Raw genomic sequence first — 20,502 nt, forward strand, 5'->3', positions numbered from 1 at the left:
GAGCGCGGCGTGCGGGCCCAGTCCGGCCCGCAGGTCGCCCGCGACGGCTGAGCAGAGCGTGGTGACGGCAGCGGCTCGCCGTTCCACCGCCGCCTCGCGCTCACGGGCCCGCAGCCACCGGCCGGCCAGCGGTACGGCGGCCGCGCCGGCCAGCGCGGGCAGGACGGAATGGGCGAGCGGGCAGAGCAGCAACCCGGCAGGCAGGCACAGGACTTCGCGGCCGACCCGCCAGCCGAAACGGGCCCGGAAGGGGTCGAGCAGCGCCCGGCCCCGGGCCTCCCAGGACACGGGCGGCGGAGCCCCGCCGGCGAACATCAGCCGTGCCCGGCGCAGCACATCGTCCCGCCCGCCCAGCACCCAGGCCGCTCCGCCCGCACAAAGCGCCGCTGCAAAGGCCACATGCACGCTCACCGGTCGGCCCCCCGTTCGCACAGGGCCGCCAACCGGTTCCAGCCCGGACCGCGTTCGCTGCCGAGCGTCGCCGGGACAGTGGTGACGAAGCCGTCGCGGCCGCGCTCCAGGACGTGGATCTCGGCGACCCGGCGCCGCCCCGCACGATCCCGTACGAGGTGGACGACGACCGACAGGGCGGCCGCCAACTGGCTGTGCAGCGCAACCCTGTCGAGCCCCGCCGTGGAGCCGAGGGCTTCCAGCCGGGCGGGCACATCGGCCGCCGCGTTGGCGTGCACGGTGCCGCAGCCGCCCTCGTGGCCAGTGTTGAGGGCGGCCAGCAGGTCGGTGACCTCGGGTCCCCGGACCTCGCCGACGACCAGGCGGTCCGGCCGCATCCGCAGGGCCTGGCGGACCAGGTCCCGCAGAGTGACCAGGCCCATGCCCTCCTGGTTGGCGGGCCGGGTCTCGAGGCGTACGACGTGCGGGTGGTGCGGGCGCAACTCGGCGGAGTCCTCGGCGAGGACGATCCGTTCGTGCGGGGCGACGAGCCCGAGCAGGCAGCTCAGGAGTGTGGTCTTGCCGCAGCCCGTGCCGCCCGAGACGAGGAAGCTCAGCCGTGCGTCGAGGACGGCCCGCAGCAGGGCGGCGGTGGCCCGGTCCATGCTGCCCGCGGCGATCAGCTCGTCGAGGGTAAAGGCCCGGGTCCGTACGACGCGCAGCGACAGGCAGGGGGCGCCGACCACGACCGGCGGCAGCACGGCGTGCAGCCGGGTGCCGTCGGGCAGGCGGGCGTCCGCCCAGGGACGGGCGTCGTCGAGCCGGCGCCCTGCGGAGGTGGCGAGCCGCTGGGCCAGCCTGCGCACGGCGGCGGCGTCCTGGAAGCGGACGTCGCTGCGTTCGAGCCCGGAGCCGCGGTCGACCCAGACCTCGTCGGGGCCGTTGACCAGGACGTCGGTGACCTGAGGATCGGCGAGCAGCGGCTCCAGGGGCCCGGCGCCGACGATCTCGGACCGCAGCGCGTGCACGACCCCGAGGACCTCGGTGTCGCCGAGCAGCCGCCCCTGGGCCCGAAGGGCGGTGGCGACGCCCGCCGGTGTGGGCTCGTCCCCTGAGGCGGCGAGGCGCAGCCGTACGGCGTCAAGGACATCGTGGAGTTCGGCACTCATGCGGCCACGCTCCCGCCACTGGGCAGGGCCTCGGCCAGGAAGGCGGAGCAGAAGCGGGCGAGAGGACCGCGGGCGTCGGCGCCCGGGGCCTCGCCGCAGTCGAGGGCGGCGGGCAGGCCCGGCTCGGGCGGCAGTTCGCCGGCGAGCGGGAGACCGATGAGCTTGGCGATGGCCTCATCGCCGAGGTGGCCGGAACCGAACGGGCCCCGGGCGACGACCCGCAGGTCCCTCAGCACCATGCCGATCCGCGAGGCGACCCGCCCCGCCGCCGCGACGGCCCGCAGCTCGGCGGGGACCACCAGGAGCCCGACGTCGATCTGGGCGAGCGCCTCGGTGACGGCCTCGTCGATCCGGCGGGGCAGGTCCACGACCACGACCCCGCCGCGCCGTCTGGCTGCGCCCATCACCGACCGCATGGCCTGCGGCGGGATGACGACGGCGTCGCCCCGGTCCCAGCTCAGCACGCTCAGCGCATGCGTACGCGGCAGGGACTCCTCCAGGGCTCCGCTGTTGACCCGGCCCCGGGATTCGGCGAGGTCGGGCCAGCGCAGCCCGGAGGCCCGTTCAGCACCGAGCAGGACGTCCAGGCCGCCGCCGAGTGGGTCGGCGTCGACGAGCATGGTGCGGCGTCCGGAGCGGGCGGCGGTGACCGCCAGGGCGCAGGCCAGTGTGCTGGCCCCCGCGCCGCCCCGGCCGCCGACGACGCCGATGGTGAGGGCGGGGTCGCCGACGCCCTCCGCCGCGTCGGCGATCCGGTCGACCAGCCATTTCTCGGCGTCCGGCAGGAAGATCACATGGTCGGCGCCGATGTCGACGGCCTGCCGCCAGACATCCGGGTCGTCCAGGTCGCGCCCGATGAGCAGGACGCCGCCGCGCCGGCCCGCCCCGCGCAGCAGCCGCATTCCGGCGCTACCGACACCCCCCACGCGCCCGTGGCCACCACCAGGCGCACGCCTGGCCGCACCCACCAGCACGAGCGGCGCGGTCTCCCAGCTGCCCGCTCTCGGCGGCCCTGCGAAGGCCACCTCCGGCTGGGCGCCCGCCGCCGCGCAGAGTCTCAGCAGATCGTCGAGGAGCGCTTCGTCCTCGGTGACGATCAGCGGCCCGCCAGGGATGTCGGCAGCTGCCGTCGGCCGGTCACCTGTGAAAAATTCAGCCATTTTCCCGTCCCCCTCATCCGTCCCGTACACACCGGGTGCATCACCGGTGCAACATCCACGGCCAGGATCGAGGGATCCGGGAAATATTGTTGATCTTGAAGGAGATCTGTGGATAACCGGCCGGTTGTGGATATCTCCGCCACCCGTTCGGATGAGTTCCTTCGAACAGCGCAACGATTACGCGATGTCACGCGTAGTAGTTATCGAAGGAGCGAAGGGAGACGGCGCGATGCCCCGCACAAGAGCCGAAAGAGGAAGCGGAACGACCGGTCCAGGGCCCCCAAAACGCATGCGGACATGCGACGACCCCCGCCGGGGGGGAGAGCGGGGGTCGTCCCCACGGTCCGACTCGGGGGGGGAGGAGCCAGACCGGGTTAGCACGGTCGCGAACGATCCGTGACTTCCATGGTGTACCCGAAGGCCTTCTCAGGCAAACCCACGCGTCTCAGCTTACGCCGAATGGTGGGTGCCTATGCTCGTGCTCGTGGAAAACCACCTCGCCCCGCGCACTGGGCGCACCGCGGCCTTCTTCGACCTCGACAAGACGGTCATCGCCAAGTCGAGCACGCTGGCCTTCAGCCGTTCCTTCTACCAAGGCGGCCTGATCAACCGGCGTGCCGTGCTGCGCACCGCGTACGCCCAGTTCGTCTACCTCGTCGGCGGGGCGGACCACGACCAGATGGAGGGAATGCGCAAGTACCTCTCCGAGCTCTGCCGTGGCTGGAATGTGCAGCAGGTACGGGAGATCGTCGCCGAGACACTGCACGACCTGATCGACCCGATCATCTACGACGAGGCGGCCTCGCTCATCGAGGAGCACCACCTCGCCGGCCGCGACGTCGTCATCGTCAGCGCGTCCGGCGCCGAAGTCGTCGAGCCGATCGGCGAGATGCTCGGCGCCGACCATGTCGTGGCCACCCGGATGATCGCCAAGGACGGCGCCTACACCGGCGAGATCGAGCACTATGTCTACGGCCCCGCCAAGGCCGAGGCGATCGCGGGGCTCGCCGAGTCCGAGGGGTACGACCTGGAGCGGTCGTACGCCTACAGCGACTCGGTCACCGACATCCCGATGCTGGCGGCCGTCGGCCACCCGTATGCCGTCAATCCCGACCGCGCGCTGCGCCGGGAGGCGATCGCCCGCGAATGGCCGGTACTGACCTTCAGCCGCCCGGTGCGACTGCACCAGCGGGTGCCGTCGCTGTCCATGCCGCCGCGGCCCGTGCTGGCGGCAGCGGCGATCGGGGCGGCGGCGGCCACGGCGGGCCTGCTCTGGTACGCCTCGCGCCGCCGCAGGCCGGCGATGTCGTGACGCCGCGTAATGTACCGATTGTCCCAAAAGTAATTCAACTGTACCGAGGGGTTCCGCTTCCCCCGCCGGCGCTGTAGAAATGAACTGACGGCCCGCGTGACCACGGATATTCCGAGAGGAAGACCGGAGAGATCAGCATCAAGGCCCCACGGACCGAGTATGACAATTAGGCACCCACGCGACGCAGACCCGCTTATCGGGCCAGCCGCACCAGGTGACGGGCGAAGTCCCGACCTGATGGGCGAATACCGTGCACGCTTGGTAACCCGAGAGTCATGCCAGCGGCGGCACCCCCAAGGTGCCGCCGCAACTCTGTTCGGACCCCTTAGCGCAACCCTGTTCGGGCCCGGAAACCGGGAGCCCAGAACCCAAATCCCCAGAACGCGTTACGCCGCCCCGCGCTGCAGCGCCTCGCACACCGCCACGCTCTCCCGCACCCCGAGCTCCACGGCCCGCGCGCAGTGCGCGATCCAGGCGACCATGCCCTCCGGCGTCCCGGAGATGTAACCCTCCAGCGCCTTGAGGTAGTCCGCGCGTCCTAGCTCCGCGTGTCCGGCCTCCGCCGGGCAGATGGACTTGGGGTCGAGGCCGCTGCCGACCAGGACGATGCGCTGCGCCGTCCGCGCCACCGGGCCGTTGAAGGAACCGAAGGGCCGCAGCGCCAGCAGCTCGCCGTGCACCACCGCGCCCACCACCAGCGCCGGCGCCGCGCTGCCCGCGAGCAGCAGCGCCGCCAGGCCGTCGAGGCGGGCGGCGACCTCCTCGGGCTCCGGCAGCGGCAGGGCCGACTCCACCAGCCCGTCGTCCGCGACCTTCTCACCGGCCAGCCGGGGCCGCCCCACCGTCTCGTCCGGCACCGCGCCGCCTGCCGCCACCAGGTGCAGCCTGGCCAGCGTCTGCACCGGCGACCGCCGCCAGACGCTGAGGAGTTGGCCCGCCTCGGCGGTCAGCCGCAGTGCGGCCCCGACCGTTCGGGACTCGGGGTCGGCGCCGAAGTCGCTGCGGCGGCGCACCTCCTCCAGCGGCCAGTCGGCCCCGGCCAGCGCCGCCGAGCCGCGCGCTCCGCGCAGCGCGGCCTCGGAGGCCACCTCGTTGGAGCGTCGGCGCATCACCCGGTGGCCGTAGACCTGGTCAACGGCCTTCCGTACGGAGTCCACGGACTCCACGACACCGGGGAGCGAGCCGAGAACAGCGAGCGGGTCTGTCGTACTCATACGTACGACCCTACGCAACGGGCCCGCGCGCCCCCCTTTGGAGTGGTGTTCCTCACCTCGTGGGCGGAAGCAGCACCCCGGCACCACTACTCTTACCGAACATGAAGATCGCTTTCGTCGGGAAGGGCGGCAGCGGCAAGACCACGCTGTCCTCTCTCTTCATCCGTCACCTCGCCGCCACGCGCGTCCCCGTTCTCGCCGTCGACGCCGACATCAACCAGCACCTCGCACCAGCCCTCGGCATCGACGAGGAGGAGGCCGCCGCACTCCCCGCGATGGGCGCGCACCTCCCGGAGATCAAGGAGTATCTGCGCGGCGCCAATCCCCGCATCACTTCCGCCGACACGATGATCAAGACCACCCCGCCGGGCCACGGCTCACGCCTGCTCCGCGTCGTGGAGGACAACCCGGTCTACGCCGCGTGCGCCCGCCCGGTCGCGTTGGACGACGGCGAGGTCCGGCTGATGGTGACCGGCCCCTTCAACGAGTCCGACCTGGGCGTCGCCTGCTACCACTCCAAGGTCGGAGCGGTCGAGCTGTGCCTCAACCACCTCGTGGACTGCCGCGACGAGTACGTGGTGGTCGACATGACGGCCGGCAGCGACTCCTTCGCCTCCGGCATGTTCACCCGCTTCGACATGACCTTCCTGGTCGCCGAGCCGACCCGTAAGGGCGTCAGCGTCTACCGCCAGTACAAGGAGTACGCCCGCGACTTCGGCGTCGCGCTGCGCGTCGTCGGGAACAAGGTGCAGGGCCCGGACGACCTGACCTTCCTGCGCGACGAGGTCGGCGACGACCTGCTGGTCACCGTCGGCCACTCCGACTGGGTGCGGGCCATGGAGAAGGGCCGTCCGCCGCGCTTCGAGCTGCTCGAAGCGGCCAACCGCGACGCGCTGCGCGCGATGCATCAGGCCGCCGACGCCTCGTACGGGGAACGCGACTGGGAGCGTTACACACGCCAGATGGTGCACTTCCACCTCAAGAACGCCGAGACCTGGGGCAACGAGCGCACCGGCTCCGACCTGGCCTCTCAGGTGGATCCGTCGTTCCTGATGGGGGAGGAATCGAGCGCGTCACCCGCCAGGGCTAATTAGCAGCCCCGTACGGTCCCACGACCCTCCGGCTTGTCAGAGCTGTGCATTACTCTCCCATTACCGAGCCTTGAGGGTAACGAGACAGTCACAGTCCGTGACTCTCCGGGCCTTGGCAGCAGCACCCGCCGCACAGCCGTGACCACGACCGCGTACGCGCAGCAGAGCGCCGTACGCAGCCGCGCCGCCCCGGAGGAGACGGGACCCATGAACCCACTGCGCCTTGACCTACGCCATACCGTCAGCAATGCCGTCAGCAATGCCGCGCGCATCGCCGTCCGCCGCGATCTGTCCGCCTCGATCACCGTCTTTCTGATCGCCGTCCCGCTGTCGCTCGGCATCGCCATGGCGACCGGCGCACCGCTACAGGCCGGGCTGGTCTCGGCGGCCGTCGGCGGCATCGTCGCCGGGCTGCTGGGCGGGGCCCCGCTCCAGGTCAGCGGGGCCGCCACCAGCCTGGTCGTGGTGACGGCCGAGCTGGTGCAGCACTACGGATGGCGCACCACCTGCGCCATCACGGTGCTGGCCGGCCTCGCCCAGCTCGTGCTGGGCGCGGTGCGCGTCGCCCGGGCAGCGCTGGCCGTCAGCCCGGCGATCGTGCACGGCATGCTCGCCGGGATCGGCGCGACGATCGCCCTCGCACAGCTGCATGTCGTCCTCGGCGGCAGCCCGGACGCCTCGGCGCTCGACAACCTCGCCCAACTGCCTTGGCAGTTGTCCCATCCCCATGCGGCCGCGCTGCTGATGGGCGCGGTCACCATCGCCGTGCTCGTCGGCTGGCCCCGGCTGCCGGGCCGGGTGGGCCGCGCCCTGCGCGCTGTCCCGGCGCCGCTGGCCGCGATCACCCTGGCCACCGCCATCGCGGCCAGCATGACCCTGCCGAGGGCCGTCATGCCCTCCTGGAAGACCCTCGTACTGCCCGGGCTGCCGGAAGGGCCGGTCCTCGGCATCATCGCCGCCGTCCTCACCGTCACGCTCGTCGCCAGTATGGAGTCGCTGCTCTCCGCCGTCGCCGTCGACAAGCTGCGGGCCGCGCGCGGCGACACAGCGGAACGCGCCGGGCTCGACCGGGAGTTGCTCGGCCAGGGCGCCTCCAACGTGGTCTGCGGGCTGCTCGGCGGGCTGCCGGTGGCCGGGGGCGCGATCCGGGGCTCGGCCAATGTCGCCGCCGGGGCGGTCAGCCGTCGGGCCACCGTCCTGCACGGGGTGTGGGTGGTGCTGTGCTCCGGGCTGCTGGCCGGGGTCCTCGGGCTGATTCCGCTGGCCACGCTCGCCGCGCTGGTGATGGCGGTCGGCGTACGGATGGTCAGCTTCGCCCACCTCAAGCACGTCCAACGGCACCGCGAGTTCCCGGTGTACGCCGCCACGCTGGGCACGGTTGTCCTGTTCGGCGTGCTGCAAGGCGTGGCGGTCGGGGTGGCCGTCTCGGTCTTCCTTCAGCTGCACCGCCTGACCCGGACCCGGATTACGGTCACCGAGGAGGACGGCACCCACCGCGTCAACGTACGAGGGCAGTTGACGTTCCTGGCCGTCCCTCAGCTGACCAAGGCCTTCACCCAGGTGCCGTACGGGGCGACGGCGGTGGTCGAGCTGGACGGTTCCTTCATGGACCACGCCGCGTACGAGGCGCTGCGCACCTGGTGCGACGGCCACCGGGCGCGCGGCGGCTGGGCCACCCTCTCCGGGCGCACCGGGCAGCCCATCTCCGAGCCCGTCAGCGCCCACGCCTGCCGGCCCTGGACACCGTGGCACAACCACCACTGCACCCGTACGGAGGTTGGATCCGGCAGCGCGGGCCAACTGGTCGGCGGCCTCAGCGCCTTCCAGCGCAACACCGCGCACCTGGTGCGCGACGAGCTGGCCCGGCTCGCCGCCGAGGGCCAGCGACCCACCCAGCTCTTCCTGACCTGCGCCGACTCCCGCCTGGTCACCAGCATGATCACCTCCAGCGGCCCGGGCGACCTCTTCACCGTCCGCAATGTCGGCAACCTCATGCCGCCGCCTGGCACCGACGCCTCCTGCGACTCGGTGGCCGCCGCCGTCGAGTACGCGGTGGAGATCCTCCAGGTCGGTAGCATCACCGTCTGCGGCCACTCCGGCTGCGGCGCCATGCAGGCACTCCTGGGCGGCCAGGGCCACGAACCGGGCGCCCAGACCCCCCTCGCCCGCTGGCTGCGCCACGGCCGGCCGTCCCTCGCCCGGCTGGGCCGCATCGGACGACTCGGCCGCGGCGAAGTCGCCCTGGCCGACCGACCGGTGGCCGACGACCTGGAGCGACTCGCCCTGGTCAACGTGATGCAGCAGCTCGACCACCTCATGGCCCACCCCTGCGTCGCCCGCCGGGTGGCCGAGGGCGCGCTGCAACTGCAGGGCATGTACTTCCATGTGGCCGAGGCGCAGGCGTACGTCCTGAACCGCGCCACCGGTACCTTCGCGGCCGTACGCCCCGAGGTGCTCGACGCGGTGTGACCAACAGGTCTAAACCAATCTTCGGGGCGGCCCTTGTCACGGGCCGCCCCGACTGATGAGCTATGGCCTGGGACACACGGGAGAAACGCCGAAGGAGACATTGTGAGCAACGAGAGCCTTGCCAACCTCCTGAAGGAGGAGCGCCGGTTCGCCCCGCCCGCCGACCTGGCGGCGGCCGCAAATGTGACAGCGGACGCGTATGCGCAGGCAAAGGCGGACCGGCTCGGCTTCTGGGCGGAGCAGGCCCGGCGGCTGACCTGGGCGGTAGAGCCGACCGAGACGCTGGACTGGTCGAACCCGCCGTTCGCGAAGTGGTTCGCCGACGGCACGCTCAACGTGGCGTACAACTGCGTCGACCGGCATGTCGAGGCAGGCCTGGGCGACCGGGTCGCCATCCACTTCGAGGGCGAGCCGGGCGACCAACGCGCCATCACCTACGCCGAGCTCAAGGACGAGGTCAGCCGGGCCGCCAACGCCCTCACCGAGCTGGGCGTCGAGGCCGGCGACCGGGTCGCGGTCTACCTGCCGATGATCCCCGAGGCCGTCTTCGCCATGCTGGCGTGCGCCCGCATCGGCGCCGCGCACTCCGTGGTCTTCGGCGGCTTCAGCGCGGACGCACTGGCCACCCGCATCGAGGACGCCGACGCGAAGGTCGTCATCACCTCCGACGGCGGCTGGCGGCGCGGCAAGCCGTCCGCCCTCAAGCCCACCGTCGACGAGGCCCTGACCAAGACCCCCCAGGTCGAACACGTCCTGGTGGTCCGCCGCACCGGCCAGGAGGTCGCCTTCACCGAGGGCCGCGACCTGTGGTGGCACGACGCGGTGGACCGGCAGTCCACCGAGCACACCCCGCAGGCCTTCGGGGCGGAGCAGCCGCTCTTCATCCTCTACACCTCCGGCACCACGGGTAGGCCGAAGGGCATCCTCCACACCTCCGGCGGCTACCTCACCCAGGCCTCCTACACCCACCACGCCGTCTTCGACCTCAAGCCCGAGTCGGACGTGTACTGGTGCACCGCCGACATCGGCTGGGTCACCGGCCACTCGTACATCGTCTACGGACCGCTGGCCAACGGCGCCACACAGGTGATCTACGAGGGCACCCCGGACACCCCGCACCAGGGCCGCTTCTGGGAGATCGTGCAGAAGTACGGCGTCTCGCTGCTCTACACCGCCCCGACGGCGATCCGTACGTTCATGAAGTGGGGCGACGACATCCCCGCCAAGTTCGACCTGTCGAGCCTGCGGGTGCTCGGGTCGGTCGGCGAGCCGATCAACCCCGAGGCGTGGATCTGGTACCGCGAGCACATCGGCGGCGGCCGCTGCCCGATCGTCGACACGTGGTGGCAGACCGAGACCGGCGCCATGATGATCTCGCCGCTCCCCGGCGTCACCGAGACCAAGCCCGGCTCCGCCCAGCGCGCCCTGCCCGGCATCTCGGCGACCGTCGTGGACGACGAGGCCAACGAGGTGCCCGACGGCTCCGGCGGCTACCTGGTGCTGACCGAGCCGTGGCCCTCGATGCTGCGCACCATCTGGGGCGACGACCAGCGCTACCTGGACACCTACTGGTCGCGCTTCCCCGGCCGCTACTTCGCCGGTGACGGGGCGAAGAAGGACGACGACGGCGACATCTGGCTGCTGGGCCGGGTCGATGACGTCATGCTCGTCTCCGGGCACAACATCTCGACCACGGAGGTCGAGTCCGCGCTCGTCTCCCACCCCTCGGTCGCCGAGGCCGCGGTCGTCGGCGCCAACGACCCCACGACCGGCCAGGCCATCGTGGCCTTCGTCATCCTGCGCGGCAGCGCCTCCGAGACCGACAGCCTGGTCGACGAACTGCGGGCGCACGTGAGCACCGCGCTCGGCCCGATCGCCAAGCCCAAGCGGATCCTTCCGGTGGCCGAGCTGCCGAAGACCCGCTCCGGGAAGATCATGCGGCGGCTGCTGCGGGACGTGGCCGAGAACCGCGAGCTCGGCGACGTCACGACGCTGACCGACTCGACGGTGATGGACCTCATCCAGACCAAGCTGCCGAGCGCGAGCAGCGAGGACTGATCCGGCGGGGGCACCGCGCCCCGTACCAGGCACCAGGCACCCGGCGCAAAGCACCACGCGCCGGGTGCCTGGTGCCTGCTATGACCGTATGGTGAAGATCGCCGGACTCCTCCGAGTGCACGCATATGAGCTGGCCAACGCGTCAAGGACGCGACAATCGGAAATCGGGTGCGCCGGGAAGTCCGGTCGGCAACGTCATCAGTCATGCCGTGACCCGACCGGAGGTCGACCCGTGACCCGCCGCCGTTCCGAATTCCTGGGCCGGATGCCGCTCCCGGAGCGGAACTTCGTGGCGGACGCGCTCCGTACGGAGACCGTGGGCGGCGTGCTGTTGCTGCTCGCTGCGGTGGCGGCCCTCGTGTGGGCGAACAGCCCGGTCAGCGGTTCGTACGTGTCGACCCTCGGTTTCCACTTCGGGGTGGCGTCGCTGCATCTGGATCTGTCGGTCGGCCATTGGGCGGCGGACGGGCTGCTGACAATCTTCTTCTTCGTGGCCGGGATCGAGCTGAAGCGCGAGCTGGTCGCCGGTGAGCTGCGCGGCCCGGCGGCGGCGCTGCCGGTGGTGGCGGCGGTGTGCGGGATGGCGGTCCCGGCGCTGGTGTACGCGATCGTGAATGCGACCGGCGGCGGGTCCTTGCAGGGCTGGGCGGTGCCGACGGCGACGGACATCGCCTTCGCGCTGGCGGTGCTGGCGGTGATCGGGACGTCGTTGCCGTCCGCGCTGCGGGCGTTTCTGCTGACGCTGGCCGTCGTGGACGACCTGTTCGCGATCCTGATCATCGCGGTGTACTTCACGTCGTCCATCGATTTCGCGGCGCTCGGTCTGGCCGTGGTCGGGCTGGCCGTCTTCTGGGTGCTGCTGCGCAAGGAAGTGCACGGCTGGTACGTCTACGTGCCCCTGGCCCTGGTCAACTGGGCGCTGATGCACGCCAGCGGGGTGCACGCGACGATCGCCGGCGTGGCGATGGGCCTGATGCTGCGGTGTCACCGGCGCGACGGCGAGGAGCAATCGCCCGGCGAGCACATCGAGCATCTCGTACGCCCTCTGTCGGCAGGTGTGGCCGTGCCGCTGTTCGCCCTCTTCTCGGCCGGGGTGTCGGTGTCGGGCGGGGCACTGGCGGATGTGTTCGCCAGACCGGAGACGCTGGGCGTGGTGCTGGGCCTGGTGGTGGGCAAGGCCGTCGGGGTCTTCGGCGGGACGTGGCTGACGGCGCGCTTCACGAAGGCGGAGCTGAATCCGGAACTGGCGTGGGCGGATGTGCTGGCGGTGGCGTCGCTGGCGGGCATCGGCTTCACGGTGTCGCTGCTGATCGGTGAACTGGCCTTCGCCGGGGACCCGGTGCTGACCTCGGAGGTCAAGGCAGCGGTACTGCTCGGGTCGCTCATCTCGGCGATCCTGGCGGCCACGCTGCTGAAGCTGCGCAACAACCGGTACCGCCGTCTGGTCGAGGAGGAGGAGCGAGACGACGACCTGGACGGCATCCCGGATGTGTACGAGCAGGACAACCCCGCCTACCACTTGCGGATGGCCGCGATCCATGAGGCGAAGGCCGCCGAGCACCGCCGTCTCGCCGAAGTGGCGCGCAGCGGGAGCGGGGACGACGACCCGTCAGGCATGATCGAGGGGTAACCACCCCCAGAACTTGCGGAGGACGCGATGAGCGCAGCGGACGAGGCCGGACCCGAGGGACGGAGCCTCGGCCAACTGTTCGCATCGGCCACGGCGGAGATGTCCGCCCTGGTGCACGAGGAGATCGCCCTCGCCAAGGCGGAACTCCGGCAGGACGTGAAGCGGGCCGGCATCGGCGGCGGCGCGATCTCGGCCGCAGGCGTCCTCGCGCTCTTCGCGCTCCCCGTGCTGAGCTTCGCGGCGGCGTACGGCATCCACAACCTCGGGCTCGGACTGGCCTGGTCCTTTCTGATCGTGGGCGTCGCCTATCTGGTGCTGGCGGGGCTCTTCGGGGTCTACGCGATCGCCAAGTTCAAGAAGATCAAGAAGCCGGAGCGCAGCATCGCCTCGGCGAAGGAGACGGCCGCCGTGGTCAAGGGCGTCAAACCGCATCCCCGGCCTGTCGCGTCCGGCAACACAGCCGACGCAAAGGTGTGACAGGCTCAAGGCCATGACGGTGGCTGCAAACCCCTCGGGTTCCGAGGTCGTACGGATCGACGGACCCTGGACCCACCGGGATGTCGCGGCGAACGGCGCCCGCTTCCACATCGCGGAGATGGGCGACGGCCCGCTGGTGCTGCTGCTGCACGGCTTCCCGCAGTTCTGGTGGACCTGGCGCGAGCAGCTGCCCGCGCTGGCCGCCGCCGGTTTCCGGGCGGTCGCGATGGACCTGCGCGGAGTGGGCGGCAGTGACCGTACGCCGCGTGGCTACGACCCGGCGAACCTCGCGCTCGACGTCACCGGGGTGATCCGCTCGCTGGGCGAGCCGGACGCCGCGCTGGTCGGCCATGACCTGGGCGGCTATCTGGCGTGGACGGCGGCGGTGATGCGGCCGAAGCTCGTACGGCGGCTGGCGGTGTCGTCGATGCCGCACCCGCGGCGATGGCGGGCGGCGATGCTGGGTGACTTCAAGCAGACGGCGGCCGGGTCGTACGTATGGGGCTTCCAGACCCCGTGGCTGCCCGAACGGCAGCTGCTCGCGGATGACGCGGCGCTGGTCGGGCGGCTGGTCCGGGACTGGTCGGGGCCGCGGCTGCCGGAGGACGAGGCGGTGGAGACGTACCGCCGGGCGATGATGATCCCGTCGACCGCGCACTGCGCGATCGAGCCGTACCGGTGGATGGTACGGTCGCTGGCGCGTCTCGACGGCTTCCAGTTCAACCGCCGCATGAAGCGGCCGGTACGGGTGCCGACGCTGCATCTGCACGGCTCGCTGGACCCGGCGATGCGCACCCGCTCGGCGGCGGGCAGCGGGGTGTACGTCGAAGCGCCGTACCGCTGGCGGCTCTTCGACGGTCTCGGGCACTTCCCGCACGAGGAGGACCCGGTGGCCTTCTCGACAGAGCTCATCAACTGGCTCAAGGACCCCGAACCGGACCGTTAACCGCCATTCTTCTCATATGACCATCAGCCAAATGCCGGACGCATAGGCCAATTGATGGACCCCGGGGCGGTTACGGACCTTGGGGCGCGGGCACGTAGCTCGGTATGGGCTGGACGCACGACTACCGTGACGTGTCACGCAATCGCGGCTCCGCAGCGGCATCGACCGCACGGAGCCTCCCGGGGAATTCCACCCCGGACCATACGGGTGGTTCCCGGATAGGGATCCCGCACATCCTGAGGCGCCGCGCTCGCTGGGTCAGCGCGCGGCTTCGTCACGTGCGCGGCGACTGACCGCTGCCGGGCCCAGCCCCTACGAGCCGAGCCCGGACCCGCCCCGCGGAACGGAACAGGCCCTAAAGCGCGCAGCCCTGGCTGTCCACCTCGCCGGTGGCCTTCGCTCCGGCGCTCGCGTCCGGGGCCACCTCGTCGGCGGTGAGGGCGTAGCCCGTGGTCTTGTCGTCGAGCGACTTGGCGAAGACGACTCCGTAGACCTTGCCGTCCGGGCTCAGCAGCGGGCCGCCGGAGTTGCCCTGGCGGACCGTGGTGTAGAGGGAGTAGACGTCGCGGTTCACCGTGCCCCGGCGGTAGATGTCCGGACCGGTGGCGGGGATGCGGTTGCGGACCCGGGCGGCGCGGACGTCGAAGGCGCCGTTCTCCGGGAAGCCGGCCACGATCGCGTCGTCGCGGGTCCTGGCGTCCGTGGCACTGAACTGCAGCGCGGGGGCGTTGAGCGAGGGCACGTCGAGGACGGCGATGTCGCGCTGCCAGTCGTAGAGCACGATCTTGGCGTCGTAGAGCTTGCCCTCGCCGCCGATCTGGACGGTCGGCTCATCGACGCCGCCGACGACATGGGCGTTGGTCATGACGCGGTGGTTGGCGAAGACGAAGCCGCTGCCCTCGAGGATCTTGCCGCAGCTCGCCGCGGTGCCGACCACCTTGACGATGCTCTTCCCGGCCTGGCTGACCGCGCTGCTGGTGGTGAGCGCCTGGTCCGGCGGCGGCACATCGGTGATCGGCTCATTGGCGAAGGGCGTGAAGACCTGCGGCAGGCCGTTCTGCGCGAGCGTGGAGCTGAAGTTGGCGAACCAGGTGTCAGCCTGCTGCGGTACGACCCGCGCGACCCCGAGCAGCACCTTGGACGAGCGCACCTCCCGGCCCAGGGTCGGCAGCGTCGTCGTGGCCAGTGCGGAACCGATCAGCCAGGCGACCAGCAGCATCGCCACGACGTTCACCACAGCGCCGCCGATCGCGTCGATCGCCCGTGCCGGGGACCAGCTGATGTGCGTACGAACCTTGTTGCCCAGGTGCGTGGTGAACGCCTGCCCGACCGAAGCGCTGACGATGACCAGCACCACGGCTGCGACCACCGCCACCGTGCCAGGGGTGGCCTTGTCCGTGACCTGGCCCCAGATCACAGGCAGCAGATAGACGGCGATCAGGCCGCCACCGAGGAAACCGATCACCGACATGACGCCGACGATGAACCCCTGGCGGTAGCCGATGACCGCGAACCACACGGCGGCGAGCAGCAGTACGACGTCCAGCACATTCACCGGGACACCGTCTCATGGGGGATCAGCCGAGTGGGACGGACTTTGTACGATCCCAACTTCGTTCCCAGCCCGCGAAGTGCAGAATTCGGTCGATCAGTCCCGCTGTAAAGCCCCACACGAGAGCGTCGGCGACCAGGAAGGCAGGTCCCTGATATCCGCTGGGGTGCACGACGGTCGCACGGTTGGCCGGGTCCACGAGGTCCGCGACCGGCACCGTGAAGACCCGGGCGGTCTCGGCGAGGTCGACGGCACCGACCGGACTCGGCTGACGCCACCAGCCCAGCACCGGCGTCACCACGAAACTGCTCACCGGGATGTAGAGCCGGGGCAGCACCGCGAAGAGCTGGACGCCCGAGGGGTCGAGGCCCGTCTCCTCCTCCGCCTCCCGCAGGGCGGCCTGCAGCGGGCCCACGCCCTCCGGGTCACCGTCCTCCGGATCGAGCGCCCCACCGGGGAAGGAGGGCTGCCCGGCATGCGACCGCAGGGAGCTGGACCGCTCCATGAGCAGCAGTTCGGGGCCGTCGGTGCCCTCCCCGAACAGGATCAGCACGGCCGATGCCCGGCCGCCGACCGCCGGCGGCAGGAAGCGGCTGAGCTGCTCCGGCAGCACGCCGGCCGCCGCGCGGGCGACCGGTTGAAGCCAGTCGGGCAGCCCCTCCGAGCTGACCGTGATGTCGTCGTTGTGGGTCTCGCTTGCTCTCGTCACTCAGCCCCCAGAGGAGGGGCGGGCTTGCCCGGGAAGTCCGGCGGCGGCTTCAGCCGCTGGCCCGGGGCCCCGCCCAGTTCGTACTTCAGCAGCTTCTTCGCCTTCTCCGGGTCGGTCTCGCCCTCTCCGTACGCCGGGCAGAGGGCGGCGATCGAGCAGGCGCCGCAGGCGGGCTTGCGGGAATGGCAGACCCGGCGGCCGTGGAAGACCACGCGGTGGGACAGCATCGTCCACTCGCTCTTCGGGAAGAGCGCCGCGACGTCCTGCTCGACCTTCTCGGGGTCCTCGGACGTCGTCCACCCGAAGCGGCGCGCGAGCCGCCCGAAGTGCGTGTCCACGGTGATCCCCGGCACCCCGAAGGCATTGCCGAGCACCACGTTGGCCGTCTTCCGGCCCACGCCCGGCAGCGTGACCAGGTCCTTCAGCTTCCCCGGCACCTCGCCGCCGAAGCGGTCGCGCAGCGCCGCCGACAGGCCCAGCAGGGACTTGGCCTTGGCCCGGAAGAAGCCGGTCGGCCGGATGATCTGCTCCAGCTCCTCCGGATCGGCGGCCGCCAGATCCTCGGGAGTCGGGTACTTCGCGAAAAGCGCGGGCGTCGTCTGGTTGACCCTCAGGTCAGTGGTCTGTGCGGACAGCACGGTGGCCACGAGGAGCTCGTACGGGTTCTCGAAGTCCAGCTCGGGGTGGGCGTACGGATACGCCTCTGCCAGCTCCCGATTGATTCTCCGGGCCCGGCGGACCAGCCCCACCCTCGATTCGCCCTTGCGGACTTCGCCCGGTGGCGCGCTCGCCACGCTCTGTTCGCTCAGGGCTGAATCCGGCGCGGCCTTCACTCGCTTGGCCGTACCACTCTGCCGTTTCTTCTGCGCGCTCGGCGTATCAGACACCCGGCCAGCCTAAGGCCCGGGGCTGACATCCGCCCCGGACCGCCAAGATCCCGCACCCAAACGGACCCCCGGGGCACAGGTCCGGCCGCACATAAGACAGACTTGTGATTGATCGCACTGTTTTGCTGTACGGCATGATGGTCCGGGCAGCAGCAAGGTCCGGCATGGCCGACAAGGAGAGAGCACGTGGACGACGTTCTGCGGCGCGCACCGCTATTCGCGGCGCTCGACGATGAGCAGGCCGCTGAACTGCGCGCCTCCATGACGGAGGTCACGCTCCCGCGTGGCGACTCGCTGTTCCACGAGGGTGACCCCGGGGACCGGCTCTACGTCGTCACCGAGGGCAAGGTGAAGCTGCACCGTACCTCCCCCGACGGCCGCGAGAACATGCTCGCCGTCATCGGTCCCGGTGAGCTGATCGGTGAGCTCTCGCTCTTCGACCCCGGCCCCCGCACGGCCACCGCCACCGCCCTGACCGAGGTCAAGCTCCTCGCCCTCGGCCACGGCGACCTCCAGCCCTGGCTCAACGCCCGCCCCGAGGTCGCCACCGCCCTGCTGCGCGCCGTCGCGCGCCGGCTGCGGCGAACGAACGACGTGATGTCCGACCTGGTCTTCTCGGACGTTCCGGGCCGCGTCGCCAAGGCGCTCCTCGACCTGTCGCGCCGCTTCGGCGTGCAGTCCGAAGAAGGCATCCACGTCGTTCACGACCTCACCCAGGAGGAGCTGGCCCAGCTGGTCGGCGCGTCCCGGGAGACCGTCAACAAGGCGCTGGCCGACTTCGCCGGCCGCGGCTGGCTGCGGCTGGAGGCCCGGGCGGTCATCCTGCTCGACGTGGAGCGGCTGGCGAAGCGCTCGCGCTGAGCGCTCTCAGCTGAGCGCTCTCAGCTGAGCGCCCTCATATGAGGCCGTGCTCACTCAGATAGTCCATCTGTGCCCGCACCGAGAGTTCGGCTGCGGGCCACAGGGCTTTGTCCACGTCCGCGTACACATGGGCGACGACATCGCCCGAGGTCACGTACCCCGCCTCCACCGCGGTCTCCACCTGCGCGAGACGGCTCGCACGGTGGGCCAGATAGAACTCCACGGCGCCGCGCGCATCCGCCAGCACGGGTCCGTGGCCAGGCAGGACCGTGTCGACGCCGGCCTCCATGGTGAGGTGCTGGAGCCGGCGCAGGGAGTCCAGGTAGTCGCCGAGGCGGCCGTCGGGGTGCGCCACGAGCGTCGTACCGCGGCCCAGGACCGTGTCACCGGTGAGGACGGCGGCGTCGGCGGTCAGGTGGAAGGACAGGGAGTCCGCGGTGTGGCCCGGCGTCGGGACCACCCGCAGCTCCAGGCCGCCCGTCGTGATCACGTCGCCGGCTTCCAGGCCCTCCCCGCCGAGGCGGAGGGCCGGATCCAGGGCCCGTACGGACGTACGCGTGAGCTCGGCGAAACGCGCCGCGCCTTCGGCATGGTCGGGGTGGCCGTGGGTGAGCAGGGTGAGGGCGATCCGCTTGCCGAGGGAGTGGGCGGTGCTGATGACCTGCGTGAGGTGGGCCTCGTCGGCCGGGCCCGGGTCGATGACGACGGCCAGGTCGGAGTCCGGCTCGCTCACGATCCAGGTGTTGGTGCCGTCGAGGGTCATCGGCGACGGATTCGGCGCGAGCACGCAGTAGCCACGCGGGGTCTCCTGCCCCCCGATGGTGGGGCGAGGGTCGCCGGGCAGGATGGCCGCGGTCATTCGACAGCTCCAGGAGCTCTGGGGGTAATTCGCTTCGTGAATTCCGTGTGCCCCGGCCAGCTCAGTACGATCTCGCCATCTTCCAGCGTCGCCTGCGCCAGTACGGGGCTCAGGTCGCGGCCCGCAGCCGCTGCGAGGGCCTCGACGGCGGTCGCATACGGCGTGAGGTCCCGCAGCGTCGCGATGGTCGGCGGCATCATCGTCAGCTCGCCCCGGTCGTACGCCGCGGCGGCTTCGGCGGGCCGCAGCCACTCCGTGTGGTCGGCCTCGCCCGACACGTCGCGGGTGCGCTGGCCGGCGGGCAGCAGCGTCACGAAGAACCACGTGTCATAGCGGCGCTCCTCGAACTCCGGGGTGATCCATCGCGCCCACGGCCCGAGCAGATCCGACCGCAGTACGAGTTCGCGCCGGGCCAGGAAGTCGGCGAACACCAGCTCCCGGGTGACCAGGGCCCGGCGATCCTCCTCCCAGTCCCCGGCGGTCGTGTCCTCCACGACGCTGCCGCCGTCCGGTCCCGCCAGCAGCACCCCGGACTCCTCGAACGTCTCCCGCACCGCCGCGCACACCACCGCCTGCGCGGACGCCGCGTCCACGCCCAGCCGCTCCGCCCACACGTCCAGGCCCGGCCCCGCCCAGCCGACCGGCCGCTCATCGCGGAGATCAACCCCGCCGCCCGGGTACGCGTACGCGCCCGCCGCAAAGGCCATCGACGCCCTTCTGCGCAGCATGTGCACGGCCGGGCCGCCGCCGCCCGGCTCGCCGGTGTCCCGCAGCAACATCACCGTCGCCGCCCGTCGCGGCACGACCGGCTCCAGCCGGCCCTCCGCCAGCGCCCTGATCCGCTCCGGCCAGCTCGCCGGGAACCACTGGCCGTTCGTGGTCGTCATGGGGCGGATGCTATGCGCTTCCCCGGGGATGTTCGATAGGGCCCCGCCCCTCTTTGACGCCGCCCTCGCGCCGCTCGGCGCCGGCGCGCCTCCCGGGCTTCGCCCTGCTGCGCCGGGCTCCGTCCGTCGGGCCCGGGGCTACCGCCCCGGGGCTGGGGTGGTCTGTACGGTGCGGTCCCGTGGCCATCAGCCGGCCGCCGGGCTAGTCCTGGACCTCTACCTGGAGCTCGATTTCGACGGGGGCGTCAAGGGGGAGGACGGCGACGCCGACCGCGCTGCGGGCGTGGATGCCGGCTTCGCCGAGGATTTCGCCGAGGAGTTCACTCGCGCCGTTGACGACGCCGGGCTGGCCGGTGAAGTCGGGGGCGGAGGCGACGAAGCCGGTGACCTTGACGACACGCTTGAGGCGGTCGAGGTCGCCGATGACGGACTTGACGGCGGCGAGGCCGTTGAGGGCGGCCGTGCGGGCCAGCTCCTTGGCTTCTTCCGCCGTGACTTCCGCGCCGACCTTGCCAGTGAGCGGGAGCTTGCCGTCAACCAGAGGAAGCTGGCCCGCCGTGAAGACGTAAGAACCCGACCGGACGGCGGGAACGTACGCGGCGAGGGGTGCCGCGACGCCGGGGAGGGTCAGACCGAGTTCGGCGAGACGGGCCTCGGCCGCGCTCATGCCTGCTTCTCGCGCTTGAAGTAGGCGACGAGCTGCTCGGGGTTGTTGGGCCCGGGCACGACCTGGACGAGCTCCCAGCCGTCCTCGCCCCAGGTATCCAGAATCTGCTTCGTCGCGTGCACAAGCAGCGGCACGGTCGCGTATTCCCACTTAGCCATGACAGG

General features: G+C 71.3%; 19 protein-coding genes and 1 pseudogene. 9 read left to right on the top strand and 11 right to left on the bottom strand.

All coding sequences use genetic code 11. The features are described from left to right. The 3 genes and pseudogenes from EFK10_RS22845 to ssd all read right to left on the bottom strand — a co-directional run. A pseudogene (locus EFK10_RS22845) lies at positions 1–411 on the bottom strand (type II secretion system F family protein); the annotation flags it as partial. Further along, entirely contained in the window at positions 408–1,559 is a 1,152-nt protein-coding gene (locus EFK10_RS22850; RefSeq protein WP_127357514.1) for a TadA family conjugal transfer-associated ATPase, read from the bottom strand. The pseudogene EFK10_RS22845 and the gene EFK10_RS22850, both read right to left, overlap by 4 nt. Then, positions 1,556–2,719, bottom strand: coding sequence for a septum site-determining protein Ssd (ssd, locus tag EFK10_RS22855; RefSeq protein ID WP_127357515.1), 1,164 nt, complete (start codon positions 2,717–2,719; stop codon positions 1,556–1,558). The genes EFK10_RS22850 and ssd overlap by 4 nt, the downstream gene beginning before the upstream one ends. Positions 2,720–3,191: 472 nt before the next feature. Between ssd and EFK10_RS22860 the strand changes: the two genes are divergently transcribed. Next, the gene (locus tag EFK10_RS22860; RefSeq protein WP_127357516.1) at positions 3,192–4,031 is read left to right on the top strand and encodes an HAD family hydrolase; all 840 of its coding nucleotides are present in this window, start codon (positions 3,192–3,194) and stop codon (positions 4,029–4,031) included. A 386-nt stretch (positions 4,032–4,417) separates the two neighbouring features. Here EFK10_RS22860 and EFK10_RS22865 read toward each other — a convergent pair whose 3' ends face one another. Then, a complete protein-coding gene (locus tag EFK10_RS22865; protein WP_127357517.1) occupies positions 4,418–5,245 on the bottom strand; it encodes a Fic family protein in 828 nt (275 codons plus the stop codon). A 101-nt stretch (positions 5,246–5,346) separates the two neighbouring features. On the opposite strand from EFK10_RS22865, the gene EFK10_RS22870 reads away from it, so the two are divergent. From EFK10_RS22870 to EFK10_RS50765, 7 genes are all read left to right on the top strand, one after another. Then, entirely contained in the window at positions 5,347–6,339 is a 993-nt protein-coding gene (locus tag EFK10_RS22870) for an ATP-binding protein (protein ID WP_127357518.1), read from the top strand. A 204-nt stretch (positions 6,340–6,543) separates the two neighbouring features. Beyond that, positions 6,544–8,805: a SulP family inorganic anion transporter gene (locus EFK10_RS22875; protein WP_127357538.1), complete on the top strand. Its 2,262-nt coding sequence runs from the start codon at positions 6,544–6,546 to the stop codon at positions 8,803–8,805. Between the two features lie 102 nt (positions 8,806–8,907). Continuing rightward, on the top strand, positions 8,908–10,863 hold the full coding sequence (acs, locus tag EFK10_RS22880; RefSeq protein ID WP_127357519.1) for an acetate--CoA ligase: 1,956 nt from the start codon (positions 8,908–8,910) through the stop codon (positions 10,861–10,863). A 265-nt stretch (positions 10,864–11,128) separates the two neighbouring features. Beyond that, positions 11,129–12,493, top strand: a complete 1,365-nt coding sequence (nhaA, locus tag EFK10_RS22885) for a Na+/H+ antiporter NhaA (RefSeq protein WP_240677406.1) — start codon at positions 11,129–11,131, stop codon at positions 12,491–12,493. A gap of 27 nt (positions 12,494–12,520) precedes the next feature. Then, complete coding sequence (locus tag EFK10_RS22890) at positions 12,521–12,970, top strand: phage holin family protein (protein WP_127357521.1); 450 nt, start codon at positions 12,521–12,523, stop codon at positions 12,968–12,970. Positions 12,971–12,983: 13 nt separating this feature from the next. Next, positions 12,984–13,916 carry an alpha/beta fold hydrolase gene (locus EFK10_RS22895; RefSeq protein ID WP_127357522.1) on the top strand — a complete coding sequence of 311 codons (933 nt, stop codon included), beginning with the start codon at positions 12,984–12,986 and terminating at the stop codon, positions 13,914–13,916. 104 nt (positions 13,917–14,020) lie between these two features. Then, positions 14,021–14,209 (top strand): hypothetical protein, encoded by a 189-nt coding sequence (locus EFK10_RS50765; RefSeq protein ID WP_127357523.1) that lies wholly within the window; start codon positions 14,021–14,023, stop codon positions 14,207–14,209. Between the two features lie 62 nt (positions 14,210–14,271). Here EFK10_RS50765 and EFK10_RS22905 read toward each other — a convergent pair whose 3' ends face one another. Genes EFK10_RS22905 through nth form a run of 3 tightly spaced genes read right to left on the bottom strand, consistent with a single transcriptional unit; the run spans position 14,272 to position 16,986 of the window. Next, a complete protein-coding gene (locus tag EFK10_RS22905; RefSeq protein ID WP_127357524.1) occupies positions 14,272–15,471 on the bottom strand; it encodes a MarP family serine protease in 1,200 nt (399 codons plus the stop codon). A gap of 22 nt (positions 15,472–15,493) precedes the next feature. Next, positions 15,494–16,177 carry an NUDIX hydrolase gene (locus tag EFK10_RS22910; protein ID WP_127357525.1) on the bottom strand — a complete coding sequence of 228 codons (684 nt, stop codon included), beginning with the start codon at positions 16,175–16,177 and terminating at the stop codon, positions 15,494–15,496. Next, a complete protein-coding gene (gene nth, locus EFK10_RS22915) occupies positions 16,174–16,986 on the bottom strand; it encodes an endonuclease III (RefSeq protein WP_240677407.1) in 813 nt (270 codons plus the stop codon). The genes EFK10_RS22910 and nth overlap by 4 nt, the downstream gene beginning before the upstream one ends. A 264-nt stretch (positions 16,987–17,250) precedes the next feature. Between nth and EFK10_RS22920 the strand changes: the two genes are divergently transcribed. Then, entirely contained in the window at positions 17,251–17,925 is a 675-nt protein-coding gene (locus tag EFK10_RS22920) for a Crp/Fnr family transcriptional regulator (RefSeq protein WP_127357527.1), read from the top strand. 34 nt (positions 17,926–17,959) lie between these two features. On the opposite strand, the gene EFK10_RS22925 is transcribed toward EFK10_RS22920, so the two are convergent. The 4 genes from EFK10_RS22925 to EFK10_RS22940 form a co-directional block, all read right to left on the bottom strand. Further along, positions 17,960–18,784, bottom strand: coding sequence for an MBL fold metallo-hydrolase (locus EFK10_RS22925; RefSeq protein ID WP_127357528.1), 825 nt, complete (start codon positions 18,782–18,784; stop codon positions 17,960–17,962). Next, positions 18,781–19,671, bottom strand: coding sequence for an NUDIX hydrolase (locus EFK10_RS22930; protein WP_127357529.1), 891 nt, complete (start codon positions 19,669–19,671; stop codon positions 18,781–18,783). Before EFK10_RS22930 ends, EFK10_RS22925 begins: the two co-directional genes overlap by 4 nt. 202 nt (positions 19,672–19,873) lie before the next feature. Beyond that, on the bottom strand, positions 19,874–20,338 hold the full coding sequence (locus EFK10_RS22935) for a RidA family protein (RefSeq protein WP_127357530.1): 465 nt from the start codon (positions 20,336–20,338) through the stop codon (positions 19,874–19,876). Continuing rightward, positions 20,335–20,496, bottom strand: coding sequence for a DUF4177 domain-containing protein (locus tag EFK10_RS22940; RefSeq protein ID WP_127357531.1), 162 nt, complete (start codon positions 20,494–20,496; stop codon positions 20,335–20,337). Before EFK10_RS22940 ends, EFK10_RS22935 begins: the two co-directional genes overlap by 4 nt. Between the last annotated feature and the right edge of the window lie 6 nt (positions 20,497–20,502).

Source organism: Streptomyces soli (genome assembly GCF_003999195.1).
GTDB lineage: Bacteria > Actinomycetota > Actinomycetes > Streptomycetales > Streptomycetaceae > Actinacidiphila > Actinacidiphila soli.